Consider the following 15436-nt stretch of genomic DNA (forward strand, 5'->3'; position numbering starts at 1 on the left):
TCCCGTATCATATCAGTTAGGTTGGAAAGAAACTCAGTGCAGGTTGACGGCGTCGTTGAGATAGACGCTCGTCAGCAGCGCAAAGACATAGGCCTGGATGGCGGCGACCAGCAGCTCGAGCAAGGTGATGCCGATCATCAGCAGGAAGCTGGGCAGCGACACGAGCAGGCCATAGCCGATGCCGAGGTTGAGGCCGTTGATGACGAACGCCGCGAGCACCTTGAGCAGGATATGCCCGGCGGTCATCGCCACGAACAGTCGCAGGCCAAGGCTGAACGGCCGCACCAGGAAGCTCATCAGCTCGACGACGAAGATCAGCGGGATCATCAGCTTGGGCGTGCCGTGGGGCACGAACAGGCTGAAGAAGTGGAAGCCGTGCTTGCCGAAACCGACGATCAGCACGATCGCGAAGCTGATGATCGCCAGCACACCGGTGACGGTGAGGTGGCTGGTGATGGTGAACGGATGCCAGCCCGGCACCACGCCGACCGGGGTCAGGCCCCAGACGTTGGCGAACAGGATGAACATGAACAGCGAGAAGACATAGGGCACGAAGCGCTTGCCGGCCGGCCCGATGTTCGAGGTGAGCATGTTGGAGACGAAGCCGGTGAAGCCCTCCACCGCGGCCTGCCAGCGGCCGGGGACGAGCTCGCGCTTCATCCCGCCCAGCATGAACAGCCACAGGCTGACGAGCGTGATCACCATCCACAACGCGGAGTTGGTGAACGAGATGTCGTACCCCGCGACGATCCAATGCCGACCGAACAAAGGTTCGATCAGGAACTGGTGCATCGGATCGATCTTGCTGCCCGATTCTGCCGCCACGCGGGTCTTTCGCTCCCTAATACGACAAACGCCCGGTTATTCCGGGCGTTCGCCTGCAATCCGAATGATCTGCCTGAACGCGACGGCGATTCCGAGGAACAGCATCACGATCAGTGCCCAGGGCGTCGTGCCGAACCAGCGGTCAATACACCAGCCGATCAGCGCACTGCCGACCAGACTCCCGATCAAGGCGGCGAGCACGCGATTGCCGAGCGAATATCCCGCATCGGCCGTCGGCGCCCCCTGCCCCGTCCGCAACGCCTCCTGATGCCGGGCTTCCTTCAACCGCTCGTCGAGCGCGGAAAGCCGCGGATCGTCCGCGCTGGTGAAGTCTCGTCCGGTTCCGTCGTCCGCCACGCGCACCCCCTCGTCTGGTCTCGTCAGCCGGGGGAGAAAGCGCGCAGGGCGACCGATCCCGCCAAGGCAAGGGTCGTTTAGGTAAGGGGTGACAGGGTGTCAACCGTCTGGTTCCTGCCCCAATCCTCGCCGACACGGGGAGGTGGCGGCACGTCAGTGCCGACGAAGGGGGGCTTCCGCAGGCGCTACGCTGGTGGAGAGCCCCCTCGACCGGCGGCAGTGGTCCCCCTCCCCGCAGCCCAAAGGAACAGGCTTATTTGCAGCGCGGGTCGAGTTCCGGCGTGCCGGTATTCTCCTTCCACTGGCCCGACGGCGTCTTGTACATCTCGCCGCGCCCGACCTTGGCGACGAGGTTGCAACCGCTGGTGAAGGCGAATTGCTCCACCGTCGCGCCGCTCGCCTGCGCGCTCGCGGTATAAGCCGCCTTGCGCTTGATGTTGATGTCGCGGACCAAAGCCTGCACCGAGGCGCCGCCGCTCACCACGCCGAGATAGCCGTCGGGCTGTTCGCCGACCTGCTTGGCCTCGCGCGCCGCGGCATAGGCGGGGTCGCGCTGCGCGATCGCCGCCGTGGACAGCGCCGCCAGGGCGAGCGCACCGATACCGATCACCATCGTCTTCATCTTAGAATATCCCCGGATTCTGCTGGATCAGCGACTTCGCCTCGCCATCGAGGCGATAGACCACCTCCTGCGTCACGCTGATGTTGAGGTTGATCTCGATCGGCTTGTCGGGCGCCGACACGTTGATGCAGCCGCCCGTCGTCGCCGTCAGACCGATCGCCATCAGCCTCGTCATGCTTGCAAAGGTCGTGATTCGCTGCCCCATCTTCAATCCTGTTTCGCTTGTGGCATGGTTGCGCTTGCCGAAGGCTGAATGGGCGCGCCCTGTTGCCCTTGCTGCCGCTGGCGTTCGAGCAGGGCGGGCAGGTTGCGCTGGATCAACCGGCTCGGGTCGTAGAACGACTGCGCCGAATCGAGCAGCCCGCGGAACGGCGCCTTGATCCGGATATTGAACACGAACGGCAGCCGTTGCAGCCGCTTGACGATGAAGTTGCTCTTCGCCCCCTGCCCTTGCGTCACCCCGGCGAAGCGCACCTCGGTGATCATTTCGCCGGCGAGCGGCCCGTTCATGCCGATCGTCAGATTGCGATAGCGCAGCGACTTGAGCGCCTGGAACGCGATATTGCCCCACAGGCCGAGGTCCTTCTGCGACAGGTCGCCGACATAGGCGAGGCTGCCGCCGCCTTGCCGCACGACGAGCCGCCCGCCCTCGATTCGGCCGCCCTGGGCGTCGAACACCATCGGCAGCTCACCGTCGAACACGCCGGTGGCGGTGAGGTTCTTGAAGTCGAACTGTTCGAGGAACTGGTCGGCGGCGGCGCCCTCGATCCGGAAGGTCAGCCGCCGCGCTGCGGTCTCGGTGAAGTCGAGCGTCGTCGGCAGCAGCGTCATCGTGCCGCCGGCGAACGGCCAGCGACCGCCGTCGATGCCGACCTGCAGATCGGGGAGCAGCCGGTAGACGATCGTCCCGTCGGTGACGGCGATACCGGGATTGACCGTCTTGATCGTCGCGACCTGCGCCGGCGCGCTGACCAGGTTGAGCAGATCGGTGAAGGTCAGCGTCGTGCTGATGCCGGTGACCGGCCCGAAGGCGGCGGCAAGGTCGGTGTCCTTGGTAGCGAACCGACCGGTCGAGCGGACGCCCGCCGCATCCCAGCCGATATGACCTTCGCCGCTCACCGTGCCGCGCACGTCGGCGACGACGCCGAAGGTCAGCCGGGTGAGCAGATCGGGCTGGAACGTCTTGGTGAAGGTGATGCCGGGCACCGCGATATCCGCCTTGCCCTGCCCGCTCGCCAGCCGGTGATCGATCGTCACGTCGGCGACCTTGACGTCCGCGGTCGGCTCGAACAGCGTGCCGCGCGCGGCGATCGCGCCATCGACCAGCGACAGGGTGACGTCGCGCGCGGCGAGCGTCTTGAAGCGCGGATCGGGCGCGGCATCGTCGACGGTCATCGTCGCGGCGAGATTGAGCGCCCCCTTGCGCAGCGACCAATCCCCCGCCGCCGCACCGAGCAGCAACGGCACGTTGGCGATCTGCCCGGCGCCACCGGTGAACTGTCCGGCGACGCCGCCCGCGGTGATTCGACCGGTCAGCGCCGCAAGGTCGATCCGTGTCACCCGCTCCGGCGCGCCGAGCCGCGCCGCGACGCTGGTCAGCGTAAAGCCGCGGTCGGCGAGATGCACCTCCGCCCCGCTCGCCGCGACGCTGATCGGGGTCGTGCCGAGCCGCCCGGTCAATCGCGTCGCCGGCAGTCTCGCGCCACCCGTCAGCGCGCCGCGATCCAGCGTGACCAGCCCGCCCGACAGTGCGCACAATTCGCTGCGCAGCGGATCGAGCACCAGCCCGGCGATCGCGAGACGCGCGATCGCCAGCGGCGTGCACCCCGGATTGGCGACGAGCCGCCCGCGCTGCCAGCGCAGGTCGAGCGGCAGCGCCAGCCCGTCGACGCGCCCGTCACCGAGCGGCCCCGACAGCGTCGCGCGCGTCGTCACCTGCGTCGCGCCGCCCGGCATCGTCCGGAACAGGACGGGGGCGAGCGCGACGCGCGCCGCGCCGGCGGCATAAGGCGCGATCACCGCACGGCCGGAGATCGCGCCACCCGGCTTCGGCTGACTCAACGCGACCTGCGCGGTGGGCAGGCCGCCGCCCTGCAGCGCCAATCGGGTATCGAGCCGCAGCGGCATACCGGGCCAGCCGATGCTCACCCCGCTACCGCCGTTGAGATCGATCCGTGCCCCGCTCGCCGCCCGCGCCGTCGCCGCGGTGACCCGTGCCTGCCCGCGGCCGTTCGCCTGCACGAGCCTGACGTCGGCCTTGCCGTCGAAGCCCTGCGCGGCGCGGCGCAGCGCCTGGGTCGCCGCGGCGAGCAACGGCGCGACCGGCGTACCGGCGGCGGCGACCGGCGCGGGCAGTCGATCCGCGTCGATGACCGCACCCTGCACCGCGACGCTCCCCGTAAACGCCTGCTGCTCGCCGAGGCGATAGCGGCCGCGGAGCGCGGCGCGCCCGGCCTGCAGCGGCGCGACCGTCGCCTGACGCGCGACGAGGTCGACCGCGCCCTCGGTCGCCTTTGCCGATCCGGCGAAGCGGATCGTGCCGTCGATCCCCGCACTGCGCGCGCCCGCGCCTGCGATGGCGCCGCTGGCGAGCCGCAGATCGCCTTGCCAGCCATCGAGCGCCGGCGACAGCCGCACGTCGACGCTCGCGCCGCTCCGCGCCAGCGTCACCCCGGCGCAGCGGGCCGCGGCGACCTGCACCGGGCCGCTCAACCGCGGTGCGGCGGCGGTGACGGACACCTTCAACGCCGCCCGCACGCCCTGCGCGCCGCAGCCGCCTTGCGCGAGGCCATCGCTGACCACCGCCAGCGTCCCGGCGAAGCCGCCGTCGAGCCGGCCGCGCCCGGCCAGCCGCAGGCCCGCGACCCCATAAGGCGTTTCGAGACGCAGCCGCGCGTCGGCGAGCGCAACGTCGAGCGCGGGCAGCGCGAACGGCTTGCCCGATGGCGCGGGCAGCAATTTGTCGATCTCGCCCAGCGTCACCCGCCCGTCGACCATCCGCGCGCGCAGCCGGACGTGACCGGCACGCACGCCGGTCAGCTGCGCACCGTCGAGGCCGATCCGCGTCCGCGTCTCGAGCCAGTCGGCGACCAGATCGGGGTCACGCGGATCGCCGATGACGACATGGGTCAGCCGTTGCCGGCCGAAGCCGAGGTCGTGCACGTCATAGCGGGCGACAACGCCGCGCTTGCCGAGTTCCGAATCGATGACGCGGCCGGCGATCGGCTTGCGCTCGATCCACAGGCCGGCAAGCCCGACGAACAGCGTCCCGCCGACGAGCAGCGCGACCCGCTGTCGTCGCCGCCATCCCGCGACCCGCCGTGGCGGGGACGCTTCGGTCCAATCGTCCTCGCCCTCTCCCATCACCACCCCTCATAGGCGGGGGCGGCGCATCGACGCAATTGCGTCCGTCCCGGCACGACGATAGCCTCCGGCGCGATGGCCGCGCCCCCTCCCCCGCCGGACGACACCGCCGGTCACCGCGAACGGCTGCGCCAGCGCCTGCTCGGCGGCGGCGGCGAAGCGCTGCTCGACCATGAGCTGATCGAATATCTGCTGATGCTGGCGATCCCGCGGATCGACACCAAGCCGATCGCCAAGGCGCTGCTGCGCGAGTTCGGCGGCATCGGCGGGCTGCTCGCCGCCGATGCCGCGGCGCTCACCCGCGTCAAGGGCGTCGGCGCGTCCGCCGCGGCGGCGATCAAGATCGTCCAGGCGATCGCGGTGCGGCTGCTCCGCAGCGAGACGCTCGACCGGCCGATATTGAGCAACTGGCAGGCGCTGCTCGACTATCTGCGCGCCGACATGGCCTATGGCGGGGTCGAGCGGTTCCGCGTGCTCCACCTCAACACACGCAACATGCTGATCCGCGACGAGGTGATGAGCGAAGGCTCGATCGATCAGGCGGCGGTCCACGTCCGCGAGGTGCTGCGGCGCGCGATGGACCTGGGGTCGGCGGCGATCATCCTCGTCCACAACCATCCCTCCGGCGACCCCGCGCCGAGCCGCGCCGACGTCGCCGTCACCCGCGCGATCGCCGATGCGGGCGCGGCGCTCGGCGTCCTCGTCCACGATCACATCATCATCGGCCGCAACAGCCACGTCAGCCTCAAGGCACAGGGGCTGATCTGACGCGCGCCGGAGCATTTGTGGCGGCGCGGCGACGCTGCTAGGGGCGCGGCGGACTCCTGGACGAAGGAACATCATGGTCCCCCGCTATTCCCGCCCCGAGATGACCGCGATCTGGACGCCCGAGGCGCGCTTTCGCATCTGGTTCGAGATCGAAGCCCATGCCACCGATGCGCTCGCCGAGCTCGGCGTCGTGCCGAAAGACGCCGCCGAGGCGCTGTGGGCCTGGTGGCGCACGGATCCGGCGATCGACGTGCCGGCGATCGATGCGATCGAGGCGGTGACCAAGCATGACGTCATCGCCTTCCTCACCTGGGTCGCGGACAATGTCGGCGACCAGGCGCGCTTCATGCATCAGGGCATGACCTCGTCCGACGTGCTCGACACCTGCCTCGCGGTGCAGCTCGCGCGCGCCGCCGATATCCTGCTCACCGATCTCGACGCGCTGCTCGCCGTGCTCAAGCGGCGCGCGATCGAGCATAAGATGACGCCGACGATCGGCCGCAGCCACGGCATCCATGCCGAGCCGGTCACCTTCGGCCTCAAACTCGCCCAGGCCTATGCCGAGTTCGACCGCTGCCGCGCGCGGCTGGTGGCGGCGCGGGCCGATATCGCCACCTGTGCGATCTCGGGCGCGGTCGGCACCTTCGCGAACATCGATCCCTCGGTGGAGGAGCATGTCGCCGCCAAGCTCGGCCTGACCGTCGAACCGGTGTCGACACAGGTCATCCCGCGCGACCGGCATGCAATGTTCTTCGCAACGCTCGGCGTCATCGCCTCGTCGATCGAGCGGCTGGCGACCGAGGTCCGCCATCTCCAGCGTACCGAGGTGCTGGAAGCGGAGGAATATTTCTCGCCCGGCCAGAAGGGCTCGTCGGCGATGCCGCACAAGCGCAATCCGGTGCTGACCGAGAATCTCACCGGCCTCGCGCGGATGGTGCGCGGCTATGTCACCCCGGCGCTGGAGAATGTCGCGCTGTGGCATGAGCGCGACATCTCGCATTCGTCGGTCGAGCGCTATATCGGCCCTGATGCGACGATCACGCTCGACTTCGCGCTCGCCCGGCTGACCGGCGTCATCGACAAACTGCTCGTCTATCCGGAGCGGATGGACAAGAACCTCAACAAGATGGGTGGCCTCGTCCATTCACAGCGCGTGCTGCTCGCGCTGACCCAGGCGGGGGTGAGCCGCGAGGATTCCTATCGCCTCGTCCAGCGCAACGCGATGAAGGTGTGGGAGTCGGACGGGCAGCTGTCGCTGCTCGACCTGCTCAAGGCCGACCCCGAGGTGACCGCGGCGCTGTCGCCGGCGCAGCTCGAGGAGAAGTTCGACCTCGGCTATCACCTCAAGCACGTCGATACGATCTTCGCGCGGGTGTTCGGCTGAGCCACGGCTCCCCGGCACTGTATAGGGGCTTCCAGACGCGCCGCGCCTGTGGAAGCCCCCCTCCGTCACCGCTGCGCGGTGCCACCTCCCCGTGCCGGGGAGGATTTAGCTCACACCCATTGCGCCAGCCAGTCGGCGAGGCCCTGCGGCGACAGCGAGCGCGCATCCGCCAGCGCGGTCTCGCGTCCGGCGTTGACCAGCCGGTCGGTCTTCGGATCGACGACGAGCAGCGCCGGCACGCCGGCGAGCCGCCCCTTGATGCCGTAATGCGCCGGGATCGCGAGGTTCTTGTCGAACCGGCCGATATCGACGGTGACCACCTCATAATGACGCGCGACGAAGCCGCGCATCGCCGGCAGTTCCATCACCCCGGCAAGCAAGCGGCAGTCGAGGCACCAATTGCCGCCGAGATCGATCAGCAATTTCTTGCGGCCCCTGAGCGCCCGCGCCTTGGCCGCGGCGACCGCGGCGGTCGCATCGGCGCTGGCGTCATAGGGCAGAGGCAGCGGCTGCTTGAGCTGCTCGAACGAGGTCTGGGTCAGGCGCGGCGCGGCGACACGCGCGTCGGCGATGGCGGCGGGCGCCGCGGTCAGCGCGATCGCGGTGGCGAGGGACAGGGCACGGAACATGGCGGTCTCCGAGGACAAAGCGCCAGTCTGACAGCGCGCGGCGGACCGTGGCAAGATATGAGATCTACGCTGCGGCGCAGGTCTTGTTACGATTGCATGAGACGCATCCTCGCATGCAGGCAACAAAGTTGCGCGGCGAAGCAATAAATACCATCTCCCCCTTGCCGGATATTCCTCCGGCATCGGAGACCGTCCATGCGTATGTTTGAAACCGCGGCCAGCAGTGTGCTGGCGATCGCGGCTCAGGCGCTGGTGGTCGGGATGATCATCTCGACGCTGTAAGCCAGACCGACAGCCCCTTTGCCCGACTGGGCCGAGGGGCACAGTCGTTCAAGCAGGGCGCGCATAGCGTACGGCAAACTCCCGCTCCGACATGAAGAGATAGCGCAACGCGTCGATCAGCGCCCAAGGGCCGCTGACCAGCATGCCGACGACGGTGAAGGTCAGCACCAGCATCGTCACCGCCGATCCGGTGCGCCCCAGATAGAAACGATGCACGCCGAGCGTGCCGAGGAAAAACGCCAGCAGCGCGGCGACGAATTTGTTGCGGTCGCTTGCCACCACCCGCGTCGGCGGCGCAGCGAGGACGTGCCGATCGCCCCCGGGCACGGGCAGCGGAAAGACGTTGAGCGCATGGTCGCCGGCGGTTTCGAAATCGACGGTGACACCGATCGCGGGCTCGCCGCGCTGCGCCCAATCCGCCGGCGTGAAACGGTACCGCTGCCCATCCTCGCCGGCGACGAGTCCGTCGCCACTTCGCTGGTCGACCCCCAAAACCTGTCCGCGCATGCCACCCCCGTCAAGCCGAGCCGACATCTTCCGGATTTGCCGGACACGCGCAAGATGGCTGCGCCCGCCCGGCATGATCCTATTCCGCCGCGAACACGCCCTTCAGCTTGGCGAAGAAGCCCTGGCTGTCGGGACATTCGTCGCCCGTCTCCGTCTCGCGGAACAGTTCGAGCAATTCGCGCTGGCGCACCGACAATTTGGTCGGCGTCTCGACCTCGATCTGGATCACCAGATCGCCCTGGCCGCGGCCTTGCAGCACCGGCATGCCCGCGCCGCGCTGGCGCAACTGCTTGCCCGACTGGATGCCCGCCGGAATCTTGATGTCGTGCGTCCGCCCGTCGAGCCCCGGGATCGACAGCGCGCCGCCCAACGCCGCGGTGGTGAAGCTGATCGGCGCGCGCGCGAACAGCGTCGTGCCCTCGCGTTCGAAGATCGGGTGACGTTTGACATGGAGGAAGATGTAGAGATCGCCCGCCGGCGCGCCGCGCGGTCCCGCCTCGCCTTCGCCGGACAGGCGGATGCGCGTGCCCTCGTCGACGCCCGGCGGCACGTTGACGCTGAGCGTCTTGGTCTTGTCGACCCGGCCCTCGCCACGGCAGTCGCCGCACGGATCGGCGATGATCTCGCCCGCGCCCTGGCACACCGGACAGGCCCGCTCGACGACGAAGAATCCCTGTTGCGCGCGCACCTTGCCATGGCCGTTACATTGGCGGCAGGTCGACGCATGGGTGCCGGGCTTGGCGCCCGAGCCGTGACAGGTGTCGCATTGCGCCGACACGTCGACGGTGATTTCGGTTGCCTTGCCGTGATAGGCTTCCTCGAGCGTCACTTCCATGTCGTAACGCAGGTCGGCGCCGCGGCGCTGCTGGGCCCGGCCACCGCCGCGCGCCCCGCCCATGAATTCGCCGAATACCGATTCGAAGATGTCGGAGAAGCCGCTGAAATCCTGCGGACCGCCGCCGCCGCCGTTCTGGAAGGCGGCATGGCCGTAGCGATCATAGGCGGCACGCTTCTGCGGGTCCTTGAGCACCTCATAGGCCTCGCTGACCGCCTTGAACTTGGCTTCGCTGTCCTTGCATCCGGCGTTCTTGTCCGGATGGTATTTCATCGCGAGCTTGCGATAGGCGGACTTGATCGTCGCCCCGTCCGCGCCCCGCTCGCATTCGAGCAATTCGTAATAGTCGACTGTGCTGCTCATGCCGGTCCTCTAGCGCGAGACGATAGTCCGGGGCGGCGCCCCCGGAGACATGGCCCCCTCTCCACCGGAGAAGGGGCCTGACGTCACTTACGCCTTGTGGTCGTCGACTTCCGAAAATTCGGCGTCGACCACATCGTCCTTGGGCGCCTCGGCACCGGCGGACTCGGGCGCGGCATCGGCCTGACCCTGCTTGTAGATCGCCTCGCCGAGCTTCATCGCCGACTGGGCGAGCGCCTGGCTCTTCTCGGTCATCTGATCAGCATCGCCGGTCGCGACCGCCGCCTTGGCGGCATCGATCGCCGACTGGATCTCGCCCTTGAGCGCGGCATCGACCTTGTCGCCATTGTCGGCGAGCTGCCGCTCGGTGGTGTGGATCAGTGATTCGGCGTTGTTCTTCGCCTCGGCGCCGGCCCGACGCTTCTTGTCTTCCTCGGCAAAGCGCTCGGCGTCACGGACCATCTGGTCGATGTCGCTGTCCGACAGGCCGCCCGAGGCCTGGATGCGGATTTGCTGCTCCTTGCCGGTGCCCTTGTCCTTGGCGGAGACGTTGACGATGCCGTTGGCGTCGATGTCGAACGTCACCTCGATCTGCGGCACGCCGCGCGGCGCCGGCGGGATGCCGACCAGATCGAACTGGCCGAGCAGCTTGTTGTCCGCCGCCATCTCGCGCTCGCCCTGGAAGACGCGGATCGTCACCGCGCCCTGGTTGTCGTCCGCGGTCGAATAGGTCTGCGACTTCTTGGTCGGGATCGTCGTGTTGCGATCGATCATCCGGGTGAACACGCCACCCAGAGTCTCGATGCCGAGCGACAGCGGCGTCACGTCGAGCAGCAGCACGTCCTTGACGTCGCCCTGCAACACGCCCGCCTGGATCGCGGCGCCCATGGCGACGACCTCATCCGGGTTGACGCCGGTGTGCGGTTCCTTGCCGAAGAACTGCTTCACCGCCTCGCGCACCTTGGGCATGCGGGTCATGCCGCCGACGAGGACGACTTCGCTGATGTCGTCGGTCTTGACGCCGGCATCGGCGAGCGCCTTCTTCATCGGCTCGATCGTGCGCTTGATCAGGTCGTCGACGAGACGCTCCAGATCGGCGCGGCTGATCGTCTTGACGAGATGCTTCGGGCCGTTCTGGTCGGCGGTGATGAACGGCAGGTTGACCTCGGTCGAGGCGGCCGACGACAGCTCGATCTTCGCCTTTTCGGCCGCTTCCTTGAGGCGCTGGAGCGCGAGCTTGTCCTTGGTGAGGTCGATGCCCTCATCCTTCTTGAAGCCCTCGGCGAGATAATCGACCAGCTTGTTGTCGAAATCCTCGCCGCCCAGGAAGGTGTCGCCGTTGGTCGCCTTCACCTCGAACACGCCGTCGCCGATCTCGAGGATCGAGACGTCGAAGGTGCCGCCGCCGAGGTCGTAGACCGCAATCGTCTTGCCGTCCTGCTTCTCGAGGCCATAGGCCAGCGCCGCCGCGGTCGGCTCGTTGATGATGCGCAGCACTTCGAGGCCGGCGATCTGGCCGGCGTCCTTGGTCGCCTGACGCTGCGCGTCGTTGAAGTACGCCGGCACGGTGATGACCGCCTGCGTCACCGTCTCGCCGAGATAGCTCTCGGCGGTTTCCTTCATCTTCTGCAGCGTGAAGGCGCTGATCTGCGACGGCGAATAATCCTTGCCGCCGGCCTGGACCCAGGCGTCGCCGTTCGGACCACGGACGATATGGTACGGGACCAGCTCGGTGTCCTTCTTGGTGATCGGATCGTCGAACCGGCGGCCGATCAGGCGCTTTACCGCGAAGATCGTATTGTCGCCGTTGGTCACCGCCTGCCGCTTCGCCGGCTGGCCGACCAGCCGCTCGCCGTCCTTGGCGAAGGCGACGATCGACGGCGTGGTGCGCGCGCCTTCCGCATTCTCGATCACCTTGGGCTTGCCGCCCTCCATCACCGCAACGCAGCTGTTGGTCGTGCCGAGGTCGATACCGATTACTTTAGCCATGTGTGCTTGCTTAGCCCCTCACATACAAAAACCATGGAACCTTTGCCCCGTTACGGCAGCGGAAGGCTCCGATGTATGGCGGCGATATAGGTGGGGTTCCGCTTGCCGCAAGACGGCGTGCGCCATAGGGCTTGCGAAGGAAACGATCGCTTTTGCGGGAAGGAGCCGGGGATGCGCCGGACGGGAGTGGGAGTGGCGCTGGTGCTCGTCGCGGCGCTGGGCGGCTGCGGCGGGCCGGAGCGGGTCACGGCGGATGATGCCTGGATCCGGCTGCCGGCGGTGCCGGGTCGGCCGGGCGCGGCCTATTTCACGCTGCACGGCGGCCGCTCCGACGCGACGCTGATCGACGTTTCCGCCGACATCGCCGTCCGCGGCGCAATGCACGAGAGCATGACCGGGGCCGGCGGCGTGGCGGGGATGACACCGCTCGCCAGCGTCGCGGTCCCCGCCAAGGCCAAGGTCGTCTTCGCCCCCGGTGGCCGCCACGTCATGCTGTTCGACATCAACCCCAAGGCCAAGGCGGGGCGGATCTACAATCTGACGCTCAACTTCGCCAATGGCGGGCGCATCTATGTCGGCGCGACGGCGGTGGCGGCAGCGGCGCCGGCACCGTCGTTCTGAGAATGGGCGGCCGAGCCACAGTGTCCATCCGGCGCGGGCAGGTGCCTGTAGACACCGTAGGCGCGGCCGACGAACGACCGGTGCGTCCGGGTCCCCGCCTGTGCGGGGATGACGAAGAATGAGCGCCCCCGCCCGCCCGCTCACGCCCGCCGAACGCGACCTCGCCCGATCGGTCTTCCACGACACGATCGATTATGACGCGGTGCGGCTGTCGCGGACGAAATGGGCCTTCTTCCAGCCGCGCGACACGGTGATGGCGCCGCGCGGCTGTATCCATTTCCACCCCAAGGGCTCGCAGTGGCGCGACGATTTTGGCACCGCGGCGCTGACCGACCAGGGATTGTTCATCCACGAGATGGTGCGTCTATCATAAAGTAGCGCACCCCGCCGATAACGCGACCTTTATACAGGGTGAAACGGCAAGATGCTTTCCATCGTCGGCAAGGGCGGCGCACCGGGCACGACGACGCCGTGACGCATTAGAAAGGTATGCCGAACGATCTCAGCCTGTTGCTCCAGGCCGTAGCGATCGAGCGTCCATCCGGGTTTAATCGCATAGTGGTAACGGCAGAACGGGTGCCGGCGCAGCACGAGATTTATGCCGCGCTGATATTGCCAGACGTGAACCAGCTCGTGGATCAGATGCCCCTGCCACCCGATCGAACTGCTGGCGAAGCAGTCGCGATAGCTGTCGCCCTTCGGATGAAAATGTATGTTGCCGCATGGGGCCATGGTCACATTGCGCGGCTGGAAGAAGGCCCATTTGCGCCGAACGATCCGCACCGACGCATAATCTATGGCGGCACCGAAAACGCCCTGAGCCAGCGTGATCTCGGCTTGGGTTAGCGGGCGGCTGATCGGGTCGATTGCGGTCACGCCTCGGAGATAGGTGATCCCGGTGAATACCGCACGAACCACCACCGGCTAACAGCAATTCAGAACTGCTCTTTTTTTTGCTTGCGCTGCCAGCGAGAGGCGCCTAAAGGCCGCGCCACCACGAGCCGAAGCGGTTTTCCGCATCACCTTGCTCGTCGGCAGATCGACCCCGCGAATACGCACCTCACGACACAGGAAAGCTGTGTCCGATGCGTATCGTGACATTTGGCTGGGTTGGCCTGACGACAAGAAAGGTCGATAGAATGCTCGTTAATCCTGAAAATCTGACGTCCTCGGCGCTGGTGCGAGTTTCGTCCGGGCCGGAAACGCCTCGCCCGTTCATGCTCGCGGACGAGATTGCCCTTCGGCATCTCCAAACGCGCCACGGCAGTGTAACGCGACTGGAAGGGAACGCCGTTCACCGGCGCGCGATGCTCATGCGGGACCAGCATCGGTTCGTCGCCAAATATGGCACCGCCTCCATCAACGCCTTTGCCCAAACGCAAGGCTTCGTGCTGACGTCGATATCGCTGGTTCATCACCTTGCGGCGCAACTGCTGCTCAACATCAACATGCAGAACGTAGCCGACGATGCGCGCGATGCCTGTCAGGGCGAAGTGTCGCAACTGGCCCGCGCGCTTGCCGATCTCCATGACCGTGCGAAGGAGCACAACACGCTGAGCGACGAGGAGTTTGTCGCATGGTATCGAGAGCAAGGCCGGATTAGTGGGCTTGCCAAAAAGCATCTCGCGAGCAAGCGGGTGGCGAAACCGTCCCTGGTGGACGTCGGCAAGACCAGCGGCCCGGCCCCGAAGACACCGGCCGAACAGGTGGACGAGATGTTCGCCAACCCGGCCGGGTTCGACATCAGCGCCGTGGCTGCGATCACGTCCGGCAAGGAAGGCCTTTTCGCGTATCGGCAGGAAGGCCAGACGATCCGGCTGATCCCGCTCGAAGCGGACGCGAACACCATCATCGGCCTATCAGGCCATGCGCCCTGTCCGTTCGCGGCGATGCCGTCCGATCTGCGCTTCTACCGTCAAATGCTGCTCGCCGGCGTCGCCTTCGTGCCCGACGAGATGAGTAATATTCCTATCGAACAGGTGCCGGAAGGCGATGTTGCCAACGGCAGTTATGACATGCTGCCGGCGTCCGCGATGTATCTGGTGGAGCGCGATCTGTTCAGCATCGCACATGCGCGCCGCGACGATGGCCTGATTGTGGAAGTGGCTCCTAGCATCGACCTCGGCTATTCGATGAAGGGCGACTGCTTTATCGACAATCTGACGCGGCGCCGGGTCGGTGAAAGGCTGCTCGGCGAGGCGGATGCTGCCCGGTTCGGGCAAACGCCGGTAGACGGCATGGCGGCCCAGTTGAGCATTGCCGGCCGCACCAAGACGCTGACGTTCACGGACGGAGCGGAAGACAAGTCCGTCAACCTCATCATCAAGGAGCGACGCATCGGCTCGATCTGGACCTATCGGGTCAGTTCAGATTTCGCGGTATCAGCTTCGGCGGCGATGACGACCAACGAGGTTGAGGCGTTTGACGCGGCGTTTATGCCGGTGCTGCTGAAGAAGCAGAAGGACCGGCCGGTCACGATCGCGGTCGGGCGCAACGGCATCAGTTTCGCCAACGACAAGGCGCTGGCAGCGCCGTTCGCCGCCACGGTGAAGGGCACCGCCAAGGTTCAGGTCATGCTTCATGATCTGCGGCGGGCGATGGTAGGGCTAATAGCATTGCCCCGCATCGGCGGCCTGACATGGCACCTCGATCCGAATGGCCTGTTGCTTGTCGAGGCGACAACGGAAGTGGCGACCTATCGCGTCTTCGTTCAGACGCTTGAGCCAAACCGCGACCAGCCGACCCGCTCGCGCGCATTGCGCGAGAGGGTGGAGAGCTTGCCTGCCGTCGACGCCGGTGCCGGTGCCGACGTGGCTGCCGCCTGATATAATAATCACGCCCATGTGATAAATCACATAGGCGTGATCCTGCCGAGGATCATTCCCGACGACACG

General features: G+C 67.0%; 15 protein-coding genes. 5 read left to right on the forward strand and 10 right to left on the reverse strand.

Annotated elements, in window-relative coordinates; genetic code table 11:
- Window positions 1-33: 33 nt before the first annotated feature.
- The 5 genes from PBN85_RS13575 to PBN85_RS13595 form a co-directional block, all read right to left on the reverse strand.
- A complete protein-coding gene (locus PBN85_RS13575; RefSeq protein ID WP_037534239.1) occupies window positions 34-825 on the reverse strand; it encodes a F0F1 ATP synthase subunit A in 792 nt (263 codons plus the stop codon).
- 36 nt (window positions 826-861) lie between these two features.
- Window positions 862-1188: an AtpZ/AtpI family protein gene (locus PBN85_RS13580; RefSeq protein ID WP_037534241.1), complete on the reverse strand. Its 327-nt coding sequence runs from the start codon at window positions 1186-1188 to the stop codon at window positions 862-864.
- A gap of 247 nt (window positions 1189-1435) precedes the next feature.
- Window positions 1436-1804 (reverse strand): YdbL family protein, encoded by a 369-nt coding sequence (locus PBN85_RS13585; RefSeq protein WP_037534243.1) that lies wholly within the window; start codon window positions 1802-1804, stop codon window positions 1436-1438.
- A gap of 1 nt (window position 1805) precedes the next feature.
- Window positions 1806-1979: a YnbE family lipoprotein gene (locus PBN85_RS13590; protein WP_235199728.1), complete on the reverse strand. Its 174-nt coding sequence runs from the start codon at window positions 1977-1979 to the stop codon at window positions 1806-1808.
- A 32-nt stretch (window positions 1980-2011) separates the two neighbouring features.
- Window positions 2012-5167 carry a YdbH domain-containing protein gene (locus tag PBN85_RS13595; RefSeq protein WP_271299330.1) on the reverse strand — a complete coding sequence of 1052 codons (3156 nt, stop codon included), beginning with the start codon at window positions 5165-5167 and terminating at the stop codon, window positions 2012-2014.
- A 75-nt stretch (window positions 5168-5242) separates the two neighbouring features.
- Between PBN85_RS13595 and radC the strand changes: the two genes are divergently transcribed.
- Window positions 5243-5935 carry a RadC family protein gene (radC, locus tag PBN85_RS13600; protein WP_037534245.1) on the forward strand — a complete coding sequence of 231 codons (693 nt, stop codon included), beginning with the start codon at window positions 5243-5245 and terminating at the stop codon, window positions 5933-5935.
- Between the two features lie 73 nt (window positions 5936-6008).
- Complete coding sequence (gene purB, locus PBN85_RS13605) at window positions 6009-7319, forward strand: adenylosuccinate lyase (protein ID WP_271299331.1); 1311 nt, start codon at window positions 6009-6011, stop codon at window positions 7317-7319.
- A 110-nt stretch (window positions 7320-7429) separates the two neighbouring features.
- Here the strand turns inward: purB and PBN85_RS13610 are convergent, their stop codons facing one another.
- From PBN85_RS13610 to dnaK, 4 genes are all read right to left on the reverse strand, one after another.
- A complete protein-coding gene (locus tag PBN85_RS13610) occupies window positions 7430-7948 on the reverse strand; it encodes a thioredoxin family protein (RefSeq protein ID WP_271299332.1) in 519 nt (172 codons plus the stop codon).
- Window positions 7949-8278: 330 nt separating this feature from the next.
- Complete coding sequence (locus tag PBN85_RS13615) at window positions 8279-8737, reverse strand: TM2 domain-containing protein (RefSeq protein ID WP_037534249.1); 459 nt, start codon at window positions 8735-8737, stop codon at window positions 8279-8281.
- Between the two features lie 79 nt (window positions 8738-8816).
- Window positions 8817-9935, reverse strand: a complete 1119-nt coding sequence (gene dnaJ, locus PBN85_RS13620; RefSeq protein WP_037534251.1) for a molecular chaperone DnaJ — start codon at window positions 9933-9935, stop codon at window positions 8817-8819.
- Between the two features lie 87 nt (window positions 9936-10022).
- Window positions 10023-11921 carry a molecular chaperone DnaK gene (dnaK, locus tag PBN85_RS13625; RefSeq protein WP_037534253.1) on the reverse strand — a complete coding sequence of 633 codons (1899 nt, stop codon included), beginning with the start codon at window positions 11919-11921 and terminating at the stop codon, window positions 10023-10025.
- A gap of 171 nt (window positions 11922-12092) precedes the next feature.
- On the opposite strand from dnaK, the gene PBN85_RS13630 reads away from it, so the two are divergent.
- Window positions 12093-12542 carry a copper chaperone PCu(A)C gene (locus PBN85_RS13630; protein WP_271299333.1) on the forward strand — a complete coding sequence of 150 codons (450 nt, stop codon included), beginning with the start codon at window positions 12093-12095 and terminating at the stop codon, window positions 12540-12542.
- Window positions 12543-12660: 118 nt separating this feature from the next.
- Window positions 12661-12915 (forward strand): hypothetical protein, encoded by a 255-nt coding sequence (locus PBN85_RS13635; protein ID WP_333781832.1) that lies wholly within the window; start codon window positions 12661-12663, stop codon window positions 12913-12915.
- A gap of 29 nt (window positions 12916-12944) precedes the next feature.
- On the opposite strand, the gene PBN85_RS13640 is transcribed toward PBN85_RS13635, so the two are convergent.
- A complete protein-coding gene (locus tag PBN85_RS13640; RefSeq protein ID WP_443026748.1) occupies window positions 12945-13418 on the reverse strand; it encodes a vgr related protein in 474 nt (157 codons plus the stop codon).
- 209 nt (window positions 13419-13627) lie between these two features.
- Here PBN85_RS13640 and PBN85_RS13645 point away from each other — a divergent pair, with 209 nt between their 5' ends.
- On the forward strand, window positions 13628-15367 hold the full coding sequence (locus tag PBN85_RS13645; RefSeq protein WP_271299334.1) for a hypothetical protein: 1740 nt from the start codon (window positions 13628-13630) through the stop codon (window positions 15365-15367).
- Window positions 15368-15436: the final 69 nt, after the last annotated feature.

It is taken from the genome of Sphingomonas sp. CV7422 (assembly GCF_027945725.1).
In the GTDB taxonomy this organism is placed as follows: Bacteria; Pseudomonadota; Alphaproteobacteria; order Sphingomonadales; family Sphingomonadaceae; genus Sphingomonas; species Sphingomonas kyungheensis.

Coding starts and splice junctions, on each gene's coding strand:
- PBN85_RS13595 (WP_271299330.1), bottom strand. CDS start 5,167: ATGGGAGAGGGCGAGGACGATTGGACCGAAGCGTCCCCGCCACGGCGG.
- PBN85_RS13635 (WP_333781832.1), top strand. CDS start 12,661: ATGAGCGCCCCCGCCCGCCCGCTCACGCCCGCCGAACGCGACCTCGCC.
- PBN85_RS13610 (WP_271299332.1), bottom strand. CDS start 7,948: ATGTTCCGTGCCCTGTCCCTCGCCACCGCGATCGCGCTGACCGCGGCG.
- PBN85_RS13585 (WP_037534243.1), bottom strand. CDS start 1,804: ATGAAGACGATGGTGATCGGTATCGGTGCGCTCGCCCTGGCGGCGCTG.
- PBN85_RS13615 (WP_037534249.1), bottom strand. CDS start 8,737: ATGCGCGGACAGGTTTTGGGGGTCGACCAGCGAAGTGGCGACGGACTC.
- radC (WP_037534245.1), top strand. CDS start 5,243: ATGGCCGCGCCCCCTCCCCCGCCGGACGACACCGCCGGTCACCGCGAA.
- dnaK (WP_037534253.1), bottom strand. CDS start 11,921: ATGGCTAAAGTAATCGGTATCGACCTCGGCACGACCAACAGCTGCGTT.
- dnaJ (WP_037534251.1), bottom strand. CDS start 9,935: ATGAGCAGCACAGTCGACTATTACGAATTGCTCGAATGCGAGCGGGGC.
- PBN85_RS13590 (WP_235199728.1), bottom strand. CDS start 1,979: ATGACGAGGCTGATGGCGATCGGTCTGACGGCGACGACGGGCGGCTGC.
- purB (WP_271299331.1), top strand. CDS start 6,009: ATGGTCCCCCGCTATTCCCGCCCCGAGATGACCGCGATCTGGACGCCC.
- PBN85_RS13645 (WP_271299334.1), top strand. CDS start 13,628: ATGCGTATCGTGACATTTGGCTGGGTTGGCCTGACGACAAGAAAGGTC.
- PBN85_RS13630 (WP_271299333.1), top strand. CDS start 12,093: ATGCGCCGGACGGGAGTGGGAGTGGCGCTGGTGCTCGTCGCGGCGCTG.